Annotated in this window: 16 protein-coding genes; 9 read left to right on the top strand and 7 right to left on the bottom strand. The window is 45.2% G+C overall.

Translation table 11 applies throughout. The features are described from left to right. Positions 1 to 194: 194 nt before the first annotated feature. The 3 genes from clpX to tig form a co-directional block, all read right to left on the bottom strand. Entirely contained in the window at positions 195 to 1,538 is a 1,344-nt protein-coding gene (gene clpX / locus JGK11_RS14065; protein WP_293155744.1) for an ATP-dependent protease ATP-binding subunit ClpX, read from the bottom strand. A 9-nt stretch (positions 1,539 to 1,547) separates the two neighbouring features. Continuing rightward, complete coding sequence (gene clpP, locus JGK11_RS14060; protein WP_293181015.1) at positions 1,548 to 2,237, bottom strand: ATP-dependent Clp endopeptidase proteolytic subunit ClpP; 690 nt, start codon at positions 2,235 to 2,237, stop codon at positions 1,548 to 1,550. Between the two features lie 527 nt (positions 2,238 to 2,764). After that, positions 2,765 to 4,186 (bottom strand): trigger factor, encoded by a 1,422-nt coding sequence (gene tig / locus JGK11_RS14055; protein WP_293191043.1) that lies wholly within the window; start codon positions 4,184 to 4,186, stop codon positions 2,765 to 2,767. Between the two features lie 1,113 nt (positions 4,187 to 5,299). On the opposite strand from tig, the gene JGK11_RS14050 reads away from it, so the two are divergent. The 8 genes from JGK11_RS14050 to JGK11_RS14025 all read left to right on the top strand — a co-directional run bounded on the left by JGK11_RS14050 (position 5,300) and on the right by JGK11_RS14025 (position 15,324). Continuing rightward, positions 5,300 to 6,346, top strand: coding sequence for an aspartate-semialdehyde dehydrogenase (locus JGK11_RS14050; RefSeq protein WP_293181021.1), 1,047 nt, complete (start codon positions 5,300 to 5,302; stop codon positions 6,344 to 6,346). A gap of 239 nt (positions 6,347 to 6,585) precedes the next feature. Beyond that, positions 6,586 to 7,479, top strand: coding sequence for a 4-hydroxy-tetrahydrodipicolinate synthase (gene dapA / locus JGK11_RS14045; protein WP_293181024.1), 894 nt, complete (start codon positions 6,586 to 6,588; stop codon positions 7,477 to 7,479). A gap of 317 nt (positions 7,480 to 7,796) precedes the next feature. Next, on the top strand, positions 7,797 to 9,692 hold the full coding sequence (locus JGK11_RS14040) for a ribonuclease J (RefSeq protein WP_293181027.1): 1,896 nt from the start codon (positions 7,797 to 7,799) through the stop codon (positions 9,690 to 9,692). Between the two features lie 252 nt (positions 9,693 to 9,944). Further along, positions 9,945 to 10,079, top strand: a complete 135-nt coding sequence (locus tag JGK11_RS32900) for a helix-turn-helix domain-containing protein (RefSeq protein ID WP_363319154.1) — start codon at positions 9,945 to 9,947, stop codon at positions 10,077 to 10,079. Further along, a complete protein-coding gene (locus JGK11_RS32895; RefSeq protein ID WP_363319161.1) occupies positions 10,018 to 10,284 on the top strand; it encodes a hypothetical protein in 267 nt (88 codons plus the stop codon). The genes JGK11_RS32900 and JGK11_RS32895 overlap by 62 nt, the downstream gene beginning before the upstream one ends. Before the next feature lie 63 nt (positions 10,285 to 10,347). After that, on the top strand, positions 10,348 to 11,076 hold the full coding sequence (locus tag JGK11_RS32890; RefSeq protein WP_363319158.1) for a transposase: 729 nt from the start codon (positions 10,348 to 10,350) through the stop codon (positions 11,074 to 11,076). Positions 11,077 to 11,658: 582 nt separating this feature from the next. Further along, positions 11,659 to 13,068 carry an extracellular solute-binding protein gene (locus JGK11_RS14030; RefSeq protein ID WP_293181030.1) on the top strand — a complete coding sequence of 470 codons (1,410 nt, stop codon included), beginning with the start codon at positions 11,659 to 11,661 and terminating at the stop codon, positions 13,066 to 13,068. Positions 13,069 to 13,071: 3 nt separating this feature from the next. Further along, positions 13,072 to 15,324, top strand: a complete 2,253-nt coding sequence (locus JGK11_RS14025) for an ATP-binding protein (RefSeq protein WP_293212084.1) — start codon at positions 13,072 to 13,074, stop codon at positions 15,322 to 15,324. Between the two features lie 384 nt (positions 15,325 to 15,708). Here JGK11_RS14025 and JGK11_RS14020 read toward each other — a convergent pair whose 3' ends face one another. The 3 genes from JGK11_RS14020 to JGK11_RS14010 all read right to left on the bottom strand — a co-directional run bounded on the left by JGK11_RS14020 (position 15,709) and on the right by JGK11_RS14010 (position 18,050). After that, positions 15,709 to 15,984: a MoaD/ThiS family protein gene (locus JGK11_RS14020; protein ID WP_293181036.1), complete on the bottom strand. Its 276-nt coding sequence runs from the start codon at positions 15,982 to 15,984 to the stop codon at positions 15,709 to 15,711. Between the two features lie 95 nt (positions 15,985 to 16,079). Next, positions 16,080 to 17,378, bottom strand: a complete 1,299-nt coding sequence (thrC, locus tag JGK11_RS14015) for a threonine synthase (protein WP_293181039.1) — start codon at positions 17,376 to 17,378, stop codon at positions 16,080 to 16,082. A gap of 411 nt (positions 17,379 to 17,789) precedes the next feature. Then, positions 17,790 to 18,050: a MoaD/ThiS family protein gene (locus JGK11_RS14010; RefSeq protein ID WP_293181042.1), complete on the bottom strand. Its 261-nt coding sequence runs from the start codon at positions 18,048 to 18,050 to the stop codon at positions 17,790 to 17,792. Positions 18,051 to 18,547: 497 nt separating this feature from the next. Between JGK11_RS14010 and JGK11_RS14005 the strand changes: the two genes are divergently transcribed. Beyond that, positions 18,548 to 18,835 (top strand): hypothetical protein, encoded by a 288-nt coding sequence (locus tag JGK11_RS14005; RefSeq protein WP_193973219.1) that lies wholly within the window; start codon positions 18,548 to 18,550, stop codon positions 18,833 to 18,835. A 96-nt stretch (positions 18,836 to 18,931) separates the two neighbouring features. Here the strand turns inward: JGK11_RS14005 and JGK11_RS14000 are convergent. Next, positions 18,932 to 19,111 (bottom strand): hypothetical protein (locus tag JGK11_RS14000; protein WP_293206433.1); only part of this gene is annotated, 180 nt, incomplete at its 5' end.

The following is a 19,111-nucleotide window of genomic DNA, read 5'->3' as shown; positions in this document are numbered from 1 at the left end:
TGCCCATCCCACAAAAACTTTTTTTCTTCTTGTGGAACGGGCATCTTGCCCGTCCGAAAATAAGACGGGCAGGATGCCCATCCCACAAAAACTTTTTTTTCTTGTGGAATGGGCATCTTGCCCGTCCGAAAATTTGATGAGAAGGAATTTTACAATTTTGTACGATCAAATTGCTATCCTGAAAACCGATGCTTTTAAGCTGATTCTGGTTTTGGCAACGAAGACGGAAGCACCAACAATTCGGCAGTCGATCGCTTCTCAACCATTTCCTTAGTAATCGTACACCGTGTCACATCCTTGCGCGACGGCAACTCGTACATCACATCTAACATTAATTCTTCGACAATTCCCCGCAGTGCCCGCGCTCCTGTTTTGCGGCGGTATGCCTCTTGCGCGATCGCCCGAATCGCATCCGTCTTAAACTCCAACTGTACATTATCCATTTTTAGCAGCTTTTGATACTGCTTCACCAAAGCATTGCGGGGCTCCGTCAAAATCGCCATCAGCGTTTCCTCATCCAGCGGCTCTAACACCGCCGCCACCGGCACCCGCCCGATAAACTCTGGAATCATCCCATATTTTACCAAATCGTCCGGTTCCAGTTGCTTGAGCACATCAGCGGCCCGCTTTTCCTTCGGCTGAGCTTCTCCCGGCTGAATAAAACCCATTGACTTTTTACCCGTTCTCTGCTCGATCACTTTTTCCAAACCGACAAAAGCGCCACCGCAAATAAACATAATATTGCTGGTATCAATTTGGATGCAATCTTGATACGGGTGCTTGCGGCCGCCTTGGGGTGGTACATTGGCGATCGTCCCCTCCAGCATTTTCAGCAAAGCCTGCTGCACTCCTTCCCCAGAGACATCCCGAGTAATCGAAGGATTTTCGCTCTTGCGGGCAATTTTGTCAATTTCATCAATATAAATAATTCCGCGCTGCGCCTCTTCCACGTCCATATCTGCCACTTGCAGCAGCCGCAGCAAAATATTTTCCACATCTTCTCCGACATAGCCGGCTTCCGTCAGCGTCGTCGCGTCAGCCACCGCAAACGGCACGTCCAGCATATCCGCCAAAGTCTGAGCCAGGAGAGTTTTGCCGCAGCCCGTCGGCCCGATTAACAAAATATTCGATTTTTGCAGTTCTACTTCTTCCGGCGGGTGCTTGCCGCTATTTTTGGCATGGATAAAACTGAGGCGCTTGTAGTGGTTGTAAACTGCCACCGAGAGGACTTTTTTCGCCTCCTCTTGACCGATCGCATTTTCGTCGAGATAATTTTTAATTTCCCTCGGCTTGGGAATTTGGCTCATCGAGATACTTTTGCCCGAGGTAGCGCGGCGTTTTTGCGTTGTTTCCTGCTTCGGAACCGCTGCTGCTGCGGGCACAGCACTCGAATCAAACAACTCCTCATCTAAAATTTCATTGCACAAATCAACGCATTCATCGCAGATATAAACCCCGGGGCCTGCGATTAACTTTCGCACTTGCTCTTGAGACTTGCCGCAAAACGAACATTTTAGATGGGAGTCGTACTTAGACATAACAGCCTCTTAATTCAGTGCAGTGACGTTTTCTCCCGCAGCCGGAAGGTTTTCTTTTGCGATAACTCGATCGACCAATCCGTAATCTTTGGCTTCATCGGCTGACATAAAAAAGTCGCGTTCTGTATCTGCCTCTAATTTGTCGATCGGTTGACCAGTATGGTGCGCTAACAATTGATTCAGCTTACGCTTATGATAAAGGATTTCTTTGGCTTGAATCTCAATATCTACTGCTTGACCTTGAGCGCCTCCGAGCGGCTGGTGGATCATAATCCGGGAACTCGGAAGAGACATCCGCTTTCCGTGGGCTCCCGCTGTCAGCAGAAATGCGCCCATACTTGCAGCCAAACCGTAACAAATCGTCACCACATCCGGGCGAATTTGCTGCATGGTATCATAAATTGCCATACCCGCCGTTACCGAGCCGCCGGGGGAATTGATGTACATTTGGACATCTTTTTCTGGGTCTTCGGCATCTAGATACAATAGCTGAGCTACGATCGAATCAGCCACTTCGTCAGTTACGGGAGTTCCTAAAAACACAATGCGCTCCCGCAGCAAGCGCGAGTAAATGTCAAATGCCCGCTCGCCCATCCCCGACTGTTCTAGTACCATCGGCACTACATTGCTGGGGCTGGAGCTGACATCAAAATCGTTATAGCTTGTAATTAGGTAATTGGAAGATTGAGATACCACCATAAGACACCAGTCAAGGATTCTAGACAATTTGCTGCTGATGAAAGCTTGAAATTAAGCCGCCAGCTTTTAACTATTATGCCTCTTCTGAAGCCAGATGGGGGGAATGGAGAGTTTTGAGCGATCGAGATTGATGGCTGCGATCGGCGTAACGCTGGTAGAGTGAATGAGTTAAAAGAGTTACTCACCAATCGTGGCTGTTTTTAGTATGCGCCAACCGAAACCCGGTTTCTGTTGCAAAAACTTGGTTTGACTGCGTGACCCTAAGAAACCGGGTTTCTAGCCCCCGCGCGCCATGTTATAGCAAGCATCAGGTGCGAGGCATTCGTATCAATTTAAGCTTAAGAGTTGATAAATATTCGTTTGCCCCCTAGGCTAAATCCCCCTTAAGAAGGGGGAATTTGAGTACCTCCGGATCTGGACCACACCATCCAACAACAATCTATAACTGCGTTTGACGTGCTTTTTAGCACAAATCTACGCGTTGTGCACCCTACGCTGGTAGTTTCTAGAAGCAAAACTAGAAGGTTTTACTCTTGGCCTACCACTTCCACGTCGATCGCGCTCGTGACTGCTTCAGCAGACTCTTCGGCGTCTGATTCTTCTGCTTCTTCCTCTGCTGCTGGAGTCAAAGAGCCTTCAGGTAGGAGTTCAATTGTCCCTTTTTCTTCCAACCATTTCAGGGTTTTTTGTTTTAGCAAGTCTTCTGCTACAAATTCCCGCAACTTTTCAGGGTCAAAATTCCCTTTGGGAAACTGCTTTCTGACTTTTGCTACTTCTGCTACTACTTCTGCTGGTTCAACAGATAAGGATTCCAGCTTGGCTACTTCTGCCAGAGCTAGAGTTTGTTTGAGCCTTTCTACTGCTTCCGGACGAGAGCGTTCCCGCATCGGCCCGATATTTTCTTCGGTAAACAGTTGGTTGATATCTATGCCATAATTTTTCAACTGCATGGCTTGTTGGTTGAGCAAATAATCGATTTCGCGATCGACCATTGTTGCGGGAATTTCCACATCTATGAGCTGAACCAGTGCTGCTGATATGGCTTTTTCCTTATTAACTGATAACTTGTTTTCTTGCTCTGTTTTAAACCGAGTTTCGAGGGATTCGCGCAGTTGTGCTAAAGTTTCAAACTCGCTAACTTCTTGGGCAAAGTCGTCGTCCAACTCCGGCAATTCCTTTTCCTTCAGTTCTTTCAGAGTAATCGTAAATACTGCTGGTTTTCCCGCCAATTCTTCACTGCTATATTCATCAGGGAACTGGACGGAAACTTCTCTAGTTTCTCCGGGGTTCATCCCGATCATGCCTTGAATAAAGCCCGGTACAAACTGATTCTCCGACAATTCTACTTGAAAGTCTTCGGCATCGCCGCCGGGAATTTCTGCGGGAGTTTCACCTTCGGCTGCTTCGGCAAATTTACCTGCGAAATCAACCAAAGCCATGTCTCCCAATTGAGCTGGCCGGCCTTCTACGGGGATTAAAGTCGCTTTGTCCGATCGATATTTTGCCAGTACCTCATCTACCTGAGCCTCATCATACTTAACTTCTTCTGCTTGAAGCTGCAAGCCGGTGTACTGACCCATTTTTACTTCGGGTTCTACATCAACCTTAGCCGAAAAAGTCAGAGGCTGTTCTGGATCGAACTTTCCTAGCAATTCTTCAAACTCAGTGCGGAGTTCAAAACTGCCAATTGCCGGAATTTTTTCTTGTTCGAGAGCTTTTTGCAGTGAATCATTAATCAAATTTTCCAAAGCTGTAGCTTTCAAGCGAGTCTGGCCCAGGCGCTGTAGCAAAACTTGGCGGGGAACTTTGCCTTTGCGGAACCCAGGAATATTGACCTCGCGAGCGAATTGTTTAATTACCTGCTCGTAAGCTTGTTTTGATTTTTCTGATGGCACTTCGATTTCCAAACCAATTTGACTGGCTGGAAGTTTTTCCTGGGTTACTTTCATCGGCTTTTGTGATATTTAACAATTTTGATAAAATACATACAAATCTGACTTTGCTTGCATTTTAAGTTTGTACGCTTTGACTTGTAGCGACATAACTACCAACACCTCTACCGGATGAGACTGTAAGTCGTTTCCGGCTACTTTTTTCGCTCTTGCCAAATAGTTTTGGTTTGAGGATACTAGGTTTTGCTGCTAGGAATGTGGAGGTTAAGTCCAGTGACGCTCCTACACCAATTGCAAGCGTTATGGTGTAGGCATCTGAGTCCTGTTAAGGATATCCAGATCTTCCTTCAAGGTACTCCAATTGTTTCCCTCTACGGCATTTTATAGTGAGGAACACGTCCCGCCCCACTCTTGGTTTCAAAAATGAAATTCCAAGCACCTTCGTGCCTTGAAAATTTTACTCGCAGGAGGCCGCCACAATTAAATGTGTCACTTCCCTACGAAACCCCCTATCTTCAGTTGTCAAGGTTCAGTATATTGGTAGCATTTTCGGCTGCCCAATAACTACAATCGTAGCATTCAAACCCTTACTGGGGAAAGTTTTGGTTCTATTTGCTCGTCTCCTGATTCACCCGCCCACTCCCAAGACCTGCGCTTGTTGGCAGGCGGGTGGAATCGTCATCTCGCTCGCCTTTCATCCCACAGTAAGTGGAGTATTACTATACTGTGGGGATTTCCGTCTGTCGAGCTAATAGCCGATGCACCATAGCATATATCGCCCTCGGATGTCAATCCGACCGGCATGAGCGGGCGATCGGATTGAATGGATGCGTTTGCTCAAATGCAGGTATCCCAAAACCAACTTGATGTGGATTGGGCGCGAGCAGATGGCAAAAGATGCTAAACTAAGATTGAGTACGATCGACCACCTCGGTTACTTGCACCCTTGCCATCTGCTCGCGCCCTGATGTCGCATAAAATTAATTTAGTTCGATCGGCTACTGTGCATTGAAATTGTATATTTCCTAAACCGATCAAAAATCCTCTCTCTCCCCCTCTCCCCCTCTCCCCCTCTCCCCCTCTCCAGATGCACAAAAGCTTATTCAGTATTGCAGTTATTTAAATTTTAGATTTCGATCGTTTAGACTCTAATTTGTGGAGGAAACTAATTTGTCTCAATCCTATCGAGTTGCCATTTTAGGAGCCACCGGCGCAGTCGGTGCCGAGTTACTAGAACTCCTGCACAGCCGGAGTTTTCCCATTTCAGACTTGAAGCTGCTGGCTTCGGAACGTTCAGCAGGCACAACTTTGCCCTTTGGCGGCGAGATGCTGCCGGTCGAAGCTGTATCGGAGCGATCGTTCGATAATGTAGATCTAGTGCTCGCCTCCGCCGGCGGTTCTATCTCTAAACTGTGGGCTCCGAAAGCAGTGGCAGCCGGGGCCGTGGTAATCGACAATTCCAGCGCTTTCCGTATGGATGCGACGGTACCTCTAGTTGTTCCCGAAGTCAATCCCCAAGCTGCGGCAACTCACCGAGGTATCATTGCTAATCCCAACTGCACCACGATTTTGATGGCAGTTGCCGTTTGGCCGCTGCACAAAGTTAAACCAGTCAAGCGCATAGTTGTAGCGACTTACCAGTCTGCCAGCGGCGCGGGCGCCAGGGCAATGGAGGAAATGAAAGATCAAGCCAGAGCAATTTTGGCAGGGGAAATTCCCAAAACCGATATTTTTCCCTACCCCTTGGCTTTTAACTTGTTTCCGCACAATACACCAATTAACGATTTAGGGTATTGTGAGGAAGAGATGAAAATGGTCAACGAAACTCGGAAGATTTTTGGTACTGACGAGATTAGAATTAGTGCGACTTGCGTCCGGGTTCCCGTACTCCGCGCCCATTCGGAGGCGATTAATCTGGAGTTTGCAGAGCCTTTTAGCCCGATCGACGCTAAGGAAATCTTAAAGGAGGCGATCGGCGTTAAGCTGGTAGAAGACTGGCAAGCTAATTATTTCCCGATGCCCGTCGAGGCCAGCGGTAAGGATGAAGTGCTAGTCGGCAGGATTCGCCAAGATATTTCTCACCCCTGCGGGTTGGAGATGTGGCTGAGCGGCGATCAAATTCGCAAAGGGGCTGCTTTAAATGCGGTGCAAATAGCTGAGTTGCTAGCAGACAAAGGTTTGCTGCAAATCCAACAAGCAGCGGCTATTTCTACTTAGGGCGAGTGGGCCCAAAAAATAGATGCAAGTCCCCTACGTCAGGAGTGGAGATCTCAAAATTTTAGAGCCTAGTTGAAGAACCCAGATTCATCTGTGGAGTCAATTTAACATCTAAAATTTAACATCTAAAATCGACTGAATCTGACAATAGGGCAATTGAAATGAAGATTTTAGATAAATCTTGCATCTGAAATCAAAAATTTAAAATCAAAAATCAACAGTCTAAAATCGGAGAAAGTGTGGTAAAGTTTGGACGGGTTCTGACTGCAATGATTACGCCGTTTAAGGAAGACGGCAGCGTTAACTATGCGGTAGCAGAACAATTGGCAATTCATTTAGCCGATCGCGGTACGGATAGCTTGGTAATGTGCGGAACTACGGGCGAATCTCCCACTATGAGCTGGGATGAAGAGTACCAATTATTTCAGGTGGTACAAAAGGCAGTAGCCGGTAAAGCTTTGGTAATCGCAGGAGCCGGGTCGAATTCGACCTCAGAAGCCATCGAAGCTACGCAAAAAGCAGCTAAACTCGGGTTAGACGGCTGTTTGCAGGTAGTTCCTTATTACAACAAGCCGCCGCAAGAAGGTTTGTACAATCATTTTCGGGCGATCGCGCAATCTGCTCCAGAATTGCCTATAATGTTATATAACATCCCCGGTCGCACTGGCCAGAATATGTTGCCCGAGACAGTAGCTCGATTGGCAGAAATCCCCAACATTGTGGCAGTCAAAGAAGCAAGTGGCAACCTAGATCAAGCAAGTCAAATTCGGTGCTTGACATCACCGGAATTTGCGATCTATTCTGGAGATGATTCCCTAACTTTGCCAATGTTGGCGGTAGGAGGATCTGGTGTAGTTAGCGTAGCCAGCCATCTGGTAGGAGAGCAACTGCAACAGATGATTAAAGCTTTCGAGGCCGGTCAAGTTCAAGTCGCTACCCAGATTCACTTGCAACTTTTTGACCTGTTTAAAGCTCTTTTTCTCACCACAAATCCCATTCCTGTTAAGGCAGCTCTTAAACTTCAAGGCTGGGATGTGGGTTCCACCCGTCCGCCCCTGTGCGCTCCGCCCGTTGAGGTAACTCAAAAGTTAAAGGACGTACTGAGTCAGCTAGCCGCAGTATCTGCTAGCTAGATAGGCGAGAACGAGTTTTCAGACAACTGAATATTAGTTGCGATCGGTCAGTAGTGCGAGCCTCGGAACTCGCGAACGTCATCAGTCATTAGTCATTAACTGTTAGTAAGTAACTGACTGTCAAGGATTAAAGACTGGGAATAAAAGACTCAAGACTGAAGACAACTGACTGTACGGGTTCGCAAAACCCGCAGGGGAGTTTTCCATCATAAATATGTGGAAAAAAATCGCCCTACTAACCAACAGCCGAAAAAAGACGACAGACAAAAGACAACAGACAACAGACTCATAACAAAAATAACTAACAAAGGATACGCATGATCAAAAATACAACTGCATCAGCTCTAAAAGTTATTCCCCTCGGCGGGCTGCACGAAATCGGTAAAAACACTTGTGTGTTCGAGTACGGCGACGAAATAATTCTTTTAGATGCAGGTTTAGCTTTCCCCACAGATGGAATGCACGGTGTAAATATTGTCCTCCCAGACATGACTTACCTGCGGGAAAACAACCACAAAATTAAAGGTATGATCGTGACTCACGGTCACGAAGATCACATCGGTGGCATCCCCTATCACCTCAAACAATTTGAAATTCCAGTCATCTACGGCCCGCGCTTGGCGATGGCTTTGCTCGCCGGAAAATTGGAAGAAGCCGGAGTGTCTCACCGCACTGAATTGCGGACTGTTCGCCCCCGGGATACGGTCAGAATTGGTAAGCATTTCTTAGTTGAATACATTCGCAACACTCACTCGATGGCCGACAGTTTCACTGTGGCAATTCACACTCCCGTCGGAATTATTATTCACACTGGAGACTTTAAAATTGACCACACTCCTGTAGACGGCGAGCATTTTGATTTGCAAAAGCTGGCGGAGTACGGCGAAAGAGGCGTGCTGTGCTTGATCAGCGATTCTACTAACTCGGAAGTTCCTGGTTTTACCGCTTCAGAACGTTCTGTAGCTCCGAATTTAGACAGAATTATCGCTCAAGCAACGGGACGAGTGATGCTGACGACTTTTGCTTCTTCGGTACACCGATTGCAAATTGTTTTGGAATTGGCTAAGAAAAACAATCGGTATGTCGGAGTGGTTGGCCGCTCGATGCTGAACGTCATCGCTCACTGCCGCAATCTCGGCTACATCAAATGCGAAGATAGTATTTTCAAACCGTTGAAAGAAATCCGCAATTTGCCAGATGACAAGGTTTTGATTTTAACTACAGGTTCCCAAGGCGAACCGATGGCGGCGATGACTCGCATTGCTAACGGCGAACATCATGAAGTGAAAATCAGAAAGGGCGATACAGTCATTTTCTCGGCTAATCCGATTCCTGGAAATACGATCGCAGTGGTAAATACGATCGATAAACTGATGATGCTGGGAGCAAACGTGGTTTACGGCCGCGACAAAGGAATTCACGTTTCCGGCCACGGTTGTCAAGAAGACCAAAAGTTAATGATTAACATGACTCGTCCCAAGTTCTTCTTACCCGTGCACGGAGAACACCGGATGCTGGTTCAGCACTCCAAGACGGCTCAAAGCATGGGCATTCCCGCGAGCAATATGGTGATTATTGACAACGGCGATGTGGTTGAGTTGACCGAAAATTCGATGCGACTCGGTACTAAAGTGCCTTCAGGAATTGAATTGGTAGACTCTTCGCGATCGGGCGTAGTCAAAGCAAACGTCCTCAAGGAACGTCAGCAGTTAGCCGGAGATGGCGCTGTAACGGTAGCGGCAGCTTTGAACTGGGAAGGCAAGTTAGTCGCTAAGCCAGAAGTCCACTTAAAAGGTGTAGTGACATCCGCCGATCGCGCGGAAACGATCGGACTAATCAATCAAACCATTGAAACAGTTTTGAGCGATCGCTGGTCGGAATTTGTCCTACCTGCTACTGCTGAATCGCCAGTTAATGTTGACTGGGTAGGAGTTCAAACCCAAATCGAAAAAGCAATTGGGCGAGTGCTGCGCCGGCAACTGCAAAGCAATCCGATGCTGGTATTCCTGATGCAAATTCCTGAAGAAGCAGTGCGATCGGAATTTGTGCAAAGAGCTCAGCTTTCGATTGAAGCACCTAAGCTAGCATCATCATCATCACCATCATCATCATCATCACCATCATTGCCATCCCCAGTACCAGTCCCGGCTAACGCAGTAACAGGTCGTCGTCGTCCTCGGACTGCTGCAAAAGTAGCTTCCGTTGTCTCCTAGTATTAGTAATCCCTGGCTTTGCGCCAGGGATTTGTTTTTCAACGGCAGATAATATCAAATCCGGTAGCATTGGAATTATAAGAGTGCGATCGTCTTAGCGATCGATCTATGTCGCTTTTCGATCCGCTCGCACTCTCACCAAAAGAATGGGTCTGAAGCCCCGTCCTTATAGGACGGCTTTAATTCTCTTTAATTTTATCGATTAGATCAATAATATATGGTATGGTCGAGTAAATCAAACAGCAAAAAATAATGAAAGCAAGGTATCAGTACAGAATCTATCCAACCGACCAACAACGACAGAGCTTGGCTCAATTGTTTGGCTGTGTTCGAGCTAGCCTGGAACGATGCTCTTGCACTTTGCAAGCAATCAGAAAGAAGATTTAAATCAGCAGAACTCCAGAAAATAGTAATTACTCAAGCCAAGCAATCCGAAGAAAGAGCCTGGCTAAGGGAAGTATCGGTAGTTCCTTTGCAGCAATCCGTAGCCGATTTGGAGACAGCTTTTAAGAACTTTTTCGATTCCTGCAAAGGAAAGAGAAAAGGACGTAAAGTTGGGTATCCCAAGTTCAAAAAGAGGACTAACAATTAATCTGCTAGATTTACTCTTCGCGGTTTCTCCAGGTCGGAGGACGGTGGTGTCTATTTAGCCAAGATTGGGATTGTCAAGCCGATTTGGTCGCAAAAGTTACCATCTGAGCCTAGCTCTGTCACGGTAATCAAGGATTGTACAAACCGCTATTTCCTGAGTTTTGTCGTAGAAGTTCAGCCAATTCAGTCTGAGGCTAAGAATCCAAGTATCGGGATTGATTTAGGGATTAAAACCTTTGCGGTGATGAGTAATGGCGAGAAAGCCGAAAGTCCTAGCTATAAAAAGTTAGACCAGAAAGTTCGCAAACTGCAACGCAAATTAGCCCGCCAACCAAAAGATTCTAGGAGAAGAAATGTAACTCGCATCAGAATTGCCAAGTTGCACAATCAAATTGCCGATACCCGTAAAGATTTCCTGCACAAATTGTCAACCAAAATAGTTAACGAAAACCAAGTGATTGTTTTGGAGGATTTGAACGTGTCGGGCATGGTCAAAAACCGGAAGCTTTCCAGGGCAATTAGTCGGCAAGGATGGAGAGAATTCCGAACACTTTGCGAGCGTCAGTCGGAGAAGTTTGGTAGGGAGTTCAAAGTAATTAGTAGATGGGAACCTACCAGTCAAGTGTGTGCAGACTGTGGGTTTAAATGGGGCAAGATTGATTTATCTATTCGTTCGGTTCTTTGTTTAAGTTGTGGCACCGAGCAAGATAGAGATGAGAATGCTGCTAAGAATATAGAACAAGTCGGGATGGGGAATCGCCACGACTTTAAACGGACGCGCTCGGGACTGTAAGACTACTTCGGTAGCTTTTCCCCGATGAAGCGTCAAGAATCACCGTTCCTTCAGGTCGGTGAGTATTTCAATCATCCAAATATATTATTCGGATGCCACCGGGAACGATCTAAATCCTATCGACCCTAAAAAGAAGGATTAGCTATTAAATTGGATCGATTTTTCATGGTATTTATTAAACAATGGGAGTGGTGGTAAAAGTTTTATTTTTACCACCACTCCCATTATTTAATTTTACTTAATTAAATGCTGAAACTTAAGCATTTATAGCAACCGCTTTCCTCAGTTATACCGTTTCAGTGTGAATGTTTTATAAAGCATCGAAAGTTAATTTTACCGAGCAACTAGGGCATCGGTTCAGTAAAAGAAATTGACACAAGTGGCATAGTATGTATGTTGATGTAGACCTTGGCAGGGCGATCGCATGAGGAAAAAAAAATGGTTGGCGATCGCGTCGCGATCTACTGTCGCCCTCATGCGATCGCCCCTACATAACACATATTTCGTTCTTTTTGTCAAAATATTCTACTGTACCGACGCCCTAGGGTAGACTATAAATAAGGTGTGACACCAATAAACTTTATGAAACGTAGAACATTTAATACACTACCTTTTTTTGCACTTGGACTCGGCTTCACAAGCTGCAATCCATTCCCATTTCATTCTGATTCCCCTCCTAGAGAGCGCGGTATTGAGTTGACTGGTGAAAATGATTCAAATTCCTTTGCTGCTCAAAATCAGCTTAACTGGATGGGGCACTGGTTAAGGGAAGATAAACGCGAGGTTTTGGTACGAGAAGTGGCACAAGAGTTCTCATTTTTACATCAGAATATCGCTCTCAAACTTAAATTTTGGCAACAACTGAATTTGGCGCATAAACCGGGGACAGCCAAAGCGATCGCATCTGCAATTCGATCGGGAAAGTTAGATTGGGATATTGTTTGGTTGGATGAAGATATTTACACCCTAGTTTCAGAAGAGTTAGGCAATCCTAAATGGGGAGAACAACATCTCGTCAACTTTGAAGAAGTTGCAGGATTTACAGAAACACAAAAACCTTTTATTATTCAAGATCCGAGCTATCGCAATCAAACCGGGGGATTTTTAGTCGGCCCTTATATAGAGGGATATTATCATGCGCTGTTTTATAATAAAAATGTTGCCGCTCAAATAGGCATTAAAATCAAATATGAAGGAATGACTTTTGATGACCTCCTCGGTTATGCTGAAGCTGTAAATCTCTACAATCGCCAAACTAAAAATAACATCGCCACATTTTATGAGAGCAAAGATTGGATGACACTAGAGATTCTGTTTCAAAATTTAGTCAAATCAGAAATTTTAGATTTTAAGGAAGCCAAATCGGAAGTCGGTTCATCTGAAAAGAATGCTGCCCTCTTCAAAACATTACAAGCATTAGAAACGCTAGGTAAGTTTAATCCATTGATTCCATCGCATCGAGAAAATAATTGGGCAAATACCCGACATCTCATGTTGGACGATCGCGCTCTCTTTTATGTCAATGGCACTTGGATGTACAGCCACTGGCACGGAATGGATGCTCAAAAAATGTCTAAGATTGTCCCTGTAGAACTGCCTTCTTTTCAAAAAACTAACCATTATTTAGGAGGTTATATCCCAACTTGGGGAGTCTTAAAAAACTCTAAAAATCGCGATAGCGCTATTAAATTGCTGATGAATTGGTGTACACCAAAAGTTGCAGAAAAATGGGTTCGCTATACCAGAAATCCGACGGGAATTAGGGGAAATCTCGCTGTTGCTGAATCTGGGATAGATAGTTTCGGAGAGTTTCAAAGTGATATCACTGCCCGGTATGGTGCCAATGTGCATTATTCTAACTACACGGGTTATCTATTTGGAGCCAAAAATCGCAATTTATCGAAGGTGCTTCATCAACAAATCAGAAATCTTCTAGCGGGTGAGATTACTGCTAAAAATTCCTACCAACAAATTTTATCGAAAATTCAATAAATCATGAAAAAGTTTTGGCAAAGCTTAGCATTTAAGATTGGGACAGCAGTCATTGGTGTTGAGATCGTTGCACTCACTTTAATGGGTTCTTACTATGTCAATCGATTTTCTAATGAGATTGATAAAACACTCACAACACAAATCCAATTGCCAGCAAAACTAATTGCTCAAGGGTTGCTAAATTATGAAGCAGTCAGAGATCGCGCTGTGATGGAAAACCTTGTGGGAGAAAAGTTATTAGATACATTAGCAATTGGAACTAACGGCAAAGTCTATTATTCGATGAATTCAGAGGATGTAGGCAAATCGGTTAAAGCGATCGCAGGCTTCAAGATTGAGGAAAACTTCGAGCAAACCTTTAAGGTGAAGCAAGTCATCGCAGTTTCCGATGGATTAATCCACATTGCACCGCTGCGTCTAGAAGATGGAAAATTGATTGGTTTTTTGTATATCAAAGCTGGAATCGAGCGAATTCAAAACCGCAAGAAAGACATTATTATTATATTTTTACTGGGGTCATCTACTTGTATTGCTGCAACATCTGCTGCAATTTTATTGCTGTTTAATTCTACAATATTTAGCAGAATTAAAGAAATTTTACAGATTCTCAAACAAGTTGAATCCGGCAGTCTAGATGTGCGCTGCGATCGCAAAATTCAATCCGATGAAATAGGAGAGCTGCAATTGGGTGTGAACTCTACAATTGAGCGATTATCCGATTTGCTAAGTAACTTAGAACAGCGAGTTCGCGATCGCACTGAACAATTAGCAGGGGCTTTAAAGGAAAATAAAATTTTACTTGAAGAATCCCAACAGCGCGCGATCGAACTCAAACAAGCTAAAGAAGCTGCCGACAATGCCAATCAAGCCAAAAGCGAATTTCTCGCTAATATGAGTCACGAACTGAGAACTCCACTCAACGGCATTCTTGGTTATGCCCAAATCCTTCAACGTTCCAAGCACTTGGAGAAAAAACATAAAAAAGGATTGGGGATTATTTATCAATGCGGATATCACCTTTTAACTTTAATTAACGATATTTTAGACCTCTCTAAAATTGAAGCTCGCAAACTAGAACTCATTCCCACAGATTTCCATTTTCCCTCTTTTTTAGAAGCAGTTACCGAAATTTGTCGCGTCCGTGCCGAAGAAAAAGGAATTGACTTTATATACGTACCCGAATCTAACCTACCTGTCGGTATTCATGCTGATGAAAAGCGGCTGCGACAAGTCTTAATTAATTTGCTGGGAAACGCCATCAAATTTACAGAACAAGGTGGCGTGACTTTCGCGATTCAAGCACAGGCGATCGCATCAGATCCATCAACCTATCGCTGGCGCTTCCAAGTTAGCGATACAGGAGTTGGGATGACTCCAGAGCAATTAGACACAATTTTTCTACCCTTTGAACAAGTGGGAAATACGAAAAAACAAGCAGAAGGCACTGGCTTGGGACTGGCAATTAGTTGGAAAATTGTGGAGTTAATGGGCAGTCAAATTAAGGCACAAAGCCAACTGGGTAAAGGAAGTATTTTCTCTTTCGATATAGAAGTTCCAGAATCGCAAAGTTGGGCAACAATTTCTCGCACCTCTCAACAAGGTACGATCGCAGGATATCGAGGCACAAAACAGCGCATTTTAGCGGTGGATGATAAGTGGGAAAATCGTGCAGTATTAGTTAATCTTCTTGAACCAATTGGATTTGAAGTTATCGAAGCAAGCAATGGAAAAGAAGCGCTAGAAAAAGCCGTTACACAGCCACCCGATGCAGTGATTACAGACTTAATGATGCCTGTAATGCACGGCTTTGAATTGCTGCAACACCTGCGCCAATCGCCAACATTGAAACAAGTCGTTGCGATCGCCTCCTCAGCCAGTGTCTTTGAAGCCGATCAATTTCAAAGTTTGGATGCGGGTGCAGACGACTTTTTGCCCAAACCCATTGACGCAGAATTGTTGCTGGCTTTGCTACAAAAATATCTGAAGTTGGAATGGGTGTATGAAAATGTGGCGACACCAGAACCGACACCTCCTGTATCCGACATCCGAGAGTCGCAGCTACCCCCAGCCAACCTTCTAGCGCAACTGAACGATTTAGTCAAATGGGGGGATTTAGACGAACTTGCCGAAGTTGCCGCATATGTACAACAAACTCATCCGGAATGCGCTGCTTTCGCTCAACACTTGATTCAACTGGCACAAAATTGTCAGGTGAATGAGCTAAGACAAGTATTAGGAAAAGCTGTTAATGCGTAAATATTTGAGATTAGACTATTGACTGATTTTATGATGCAGATATAGCAATCATTGCAGGAGTCGTAAAAGTTTTACCCCTCCCAACCCTCCCCTTACTAAGGGGAGAAAGTAAGAAATTCACAAATGATTTAGGATTGCTATGGTCAGAATACTGAACAAGAAAACAAGAAGTTGCTCTTTCGTCCTCCGACTATCAGGGGGATGCGAGGGGGATCTCCGGGGAATTAACAGTGTTAACTGAACCGTATTGATTCATAAATCAGCTTTTTTAGTGTCAAATTTTCTCAAAAAAAATCAATCGATTTTAACCACAAATAAACGCAGATAGATTTAACAACTATCTGCGTTCATCTGTGTTTATCTGCTTAAATCTGCGGTCAAAAATCAACCACCAGCAACGGCTGGGACAATACTCACTTCATCACCATCTTTAAGAGCAGTTTCCGTACCTTCCAAAAACCGGATGTCTTCGCTGTTGACGTAGAAGTTGAGAAATCTTCGAGGCGATCCTTGTTCGTCGCACAGGCTTTTTTTGATGCCGGGACAATTTGTTTCTAACGCTTCAATCAGTTCGGAAATGTTTGCACCACCGCATTCTATTGTGGCTTGATTGTTAGTGAATTTTTGCAGTGGTGTGGGAATTAAAACTTTAACGGTCATGGTTAGTTGTTAATTGTGAGTTGTCAGTTGTGAGTTGTCAGTTGTTAATTGTTAGTTGTTGATTCCAATAACCAATAACCAACAACCAATAACTATTAAACAGAAGCTTGCTGCCATTCCAAACGTTCGAGTGTCCGGGCGCGTTCGAGGGCGCGCTCGAAGGCTTCCAGTTTTGGTTCGAGGGTGATGGGTTCGCCGATGTAACCTTGGACGGCTTCTTGGGTTTTCAAGCCGTTGCCGGTGATGTAGGCGACGGTGGTTTCTTCGGGGTCGATTTTACCTGCTTCTACGAGTTTTTTCAAGACTGCGATCGTCGTGCCGCCTGCGGTTTCGGTGAAGATGCCTTCGGTTTCTGCTAGCAGTTTCATGCCTTCGATGATTTCGGTGTCGCTGACGGATTCGATGTTTCCGCCTGTTTTGCGGGCGATGTCGAGGGCGTACATTCCGTCTGCTGGATTGCCGATCGCGATCGATTTAGCAATTGTATTCGGTTTGACTGGTGTTACGAAGTCGCGACCTTCGCGGTATGCTTGGGCGATCGGGGAACAGCCGTCAGCTTGAGCGCCGCTGAACCGGACTTTCTTGCCTTCAACCAAGCCGACTTCGGTGAATTCGTTGAAGCCTTTATAGATTTTGGTGAACAAAGAACCGGAAGCGAGGGGAGCAACTACGTGATCGGGCAATTTCCAACCTAGTTGTTCGATAACTTCGTAGCCGAGGGTTTTCGAGCCTTCGGAATAGTAGGGGCGCAAGTTGATGTTGACAAATCCCCAGCCGTGTGTATTGGCTACTTCGCAGCAGAGGCGGTTAACTTGGTCGTAGTTGCCGTGAACTGCCATCACAGTCGGATTGTAAATTAAGGTGCCTAGGACTTTGCCTGCTTCTAAGTCGGAGGGGATGAAGACTACGCAATCTAGTCCGGCGTGGGCGGCGATCGCAGCCGTGGAGTTAGCTAAGTTGCCAGTGCTGGCACAAGATACTGTTGTGAAACCCAATTCTCTCGCTCGGCTGAGGGCGACTGACACCACTCTGTCCTTAAAGCTCAGAGTGGGCATATTGACGGCATCGTTTTTAATGTAAAGATTTTTGAGACCGAGGCGGCGTGCCAAGCGGTGGGATTTTACTAAAGGAGTCATCCCCGTGCCGACATCGATGACGTTTTCTGTAGCGACTGGTAAAAATTCGCGGTAGCGCCAGATTGAGTTGGGGCCTGCTTGGATGGTTTGGCGAGTGACGCGGCGGCGGATGGCGTCGTAGTCGTACTTGACTTCTAGCGGGCCAAAACAGCAATCGCAGACGTGCTTGGCTTGGAGTTCGTACTCTTCGCCGCATTCTTTACATTTGAGGGCTGTGAAGGTTGCTGCTGTGGATTGGGTTCTGGTCGCCTGGGTCATAGCTCAACTCTCTAGTTTTGCGATGTTTTCTTAAGTCTTAGGAAAGATTAGCACGCTCGATCTACCCCGTCAACTATACCCGATTTTTTTAGTCGGGATTAATTTTTGGCAGTTTCTTGCCCGAAATTGGAGGTTGACTGATAGTCCTCAATCTCTTTCTCAGAAAGGGTTTTAAGCTCTGCTGGGGAATGCTGGCCCAGAGGAAAATTATCTCAATTAACCGAACTCAAGAACAATTTTGCTGCAAAACTAATTTCAAAACTTTATAAAGTTTTTTGTGCTGGGTAAGTCCTAGACGCAACTCTCATATTTAAAGCAAAGGTACGTTGTTGCGATGCAAGCGCTCTTTCATAGATATAAAGAAAGAGCGCTGAAGCGCAACTACGTACCTTGAGGAAATCCAAAATTGTATTATCCACCGCTGACGGGGGGGATGAGTACAACTTCGTCGCCGTCTTGGAGGATGGTGTCGGGGGAGACGAATTCTAGGTTGACGCCGAAGCGGGTACGATCGCGCCACTGTTCTAATTGAGGGTATTGGCCGATCGAGCTTTCGAGCACTTCAGATACCGGGGTTTCGGGAGGAAGTTCTAGTGTAAGTTCCGAAACGCCGTAGGCTTCACTGAAGGCGGCGAATAGTTTAACGGTGATGGTAATCGAAGAGTTAGACACGGCTGTTTTGTGCGATCGACAGTTTGGCAATAATCAACTACACCATACAATTAATTGAGAATTACGCGCACCCAGGCTTAGAATTGAAAGCGGCAATCTTTAGTTAATTTTTAGCAGAGCTGGTAAAAATGACCGTTGATTGCAGCATAAAATCCGAACAGTCTTGTATGCCCATCGCTCTTACCAACCAGGCGTTAGAAGCAGTTGGCATCCACTTAAATGCAGCTAGCGAAGATTGAGTTAGCTGGTGTTGAGCCGAGGGCAAGACTACTTTTTGAGGAGGCGGTATCGATACTTCCCCGTAATTGTGGGAGAGTAGCAAAATATCGAACTAACTTTAGCGAGTAACAAAGCAGACTATGCTCTGCTAACTGGCTGATTCCCGACGAAAAATCTGGTTGTCCAGTCCAGCTTATAATTTCCAAAGCTTTGCTCCGCTTAGGAAGCGTGCCCTTCGATCTCAGAATAATAGTCAAGTTAACGCGAACCTGATATTTATGGCAAGTAACGATTTTAAAGTGCTTCAAATTATTGAAGCTAAAGGCTGGTATGCCTTTGGGAGTACGAAGCAAAGCCAGCACGTTGAGAGGTGGGTAAGGCCTGTGGTGTGTTGGGTTTTAATAGAAGATAAAAAAAAGCGGCGGATTGTGACTGCTACCGCTAGCTATCAGATCCAGATTGATGACAAAGAAGTCGAGTTTTTTGCCCATGAAAGCGAAATTCAAGATATCGAGAGCCTCCCCAAGTCTGTCTCGGTATCGGAATTTCTCAAAACAGAAGATTGAGATCGGGTGCACAAGGAGATTGTTTAACAAGTTATTAATCATTCCTTAGTAATTCCTTAAACTTGCTGCCGGATGCTTTTTCAATTGGAGGCAAAATCACTCTAATTGAGGAGAGGAGGAGAATTTATACTTTTGCCTTGCCTTCGGTATCTCTAGCCAAAGGTCTTCGGTACCCCAAAAAATAAAGAGGCCGGAAGATTGCTGGCATTGCCAACACGCTTCCGACCTTTGCTGAATAACAGGGTATGCATATGTTTTTAAAGTATGGCAGGCAAG

The organism is Microcoleus sp. PH2017_34_RAT_O_A (assembly GCF_020737885.1).
Taxonomy (GTDB): Bacteria; Cyanobacteriota; Cyanobacteriia; order Cyanobacteriales; family Microcoleaceae; genus Microcoleus.
The sequence above is the reverse complement of the archived record's forward strand: the minus strand, read 5'-3'. Positions and strand labels throughout refer to the sequence as shown.

What these genes read in the sequence shown, in the direction of transcription:
- clpX (WP_293155744.1), bottom strand. Translation starts at nt 1,538, where the DNA reads ATGTCTAAGTACGACTCCCATCTAAAATGTTCGTTTTGCGGCAAGTCT.
- tig (WP_293191043.1), bottom strand. Translation starts at nt 4,186, where the DNA reads ATGAAAGTAACCCAGGAAAAACTTCCAGCCAGTCAAATTGGTTTGGAA.
- clpP (WP_293181015.1), bottom strand. Translation starts at nt 2,237, where the DNA reads ATGGTGGTATCTCAATCTTCCAATTACCTAATTACAAGCTATAACGAT.
- JGK11_RS14025 (WP_293212084.1), top strand. Translation starts at nt 13,072, where the DNA reads ATGAAAAAGTTTTGGCAAAGCTTAGCATTTAAGATTGGGACAGCAGTC.
- JGK11_RS14020 (WP_293181036.1), bottom strand. Translation starts at nt 15,984, where the DNA reads ATGACCGTTAAAGTTTTAATTCCCACACCACTGCAAAAATTCACTAAC.
- thrC (WP_293181039.1), bottom strand. Translation starts at nt 17,378, where the DNA reads ATGACCCAGGCGACCAGAACCCAATCCACAGCAGCAACCTTCACAGCC.
- JGK11_RS32900 (WP_363319154.1), top strand. Translation starts at nt 9,945, where the DNA reads ATGAAAGCAAGGTATCAGTACAGAATCTATCCAACCGACCAACAACGA.
- JGK11_RS14040 (WP_293181027.1), top strand. Translation starts at nt 7,797, where the DNA reads ATGATCAAAAATACAACTGCATCAGCTCTAAAAGTTATTCCCCTCGGC.
- JGK11_RS14005 (WP_193973219.1), top strand. Translation starts at nt 18,548, where the DNA reads ATGGCAAGTAACGATTTTAAAGTGCTTCAAATTATTGAAGCTAAAGGC.
- JGK11_RS14030 (WP_293181030.1), top strand. Translation starts at nt 11,659, where the DNA reads ATGAAACGTAGAACATTTAATACACTACCTTTTTTTGCACTTGGACTC.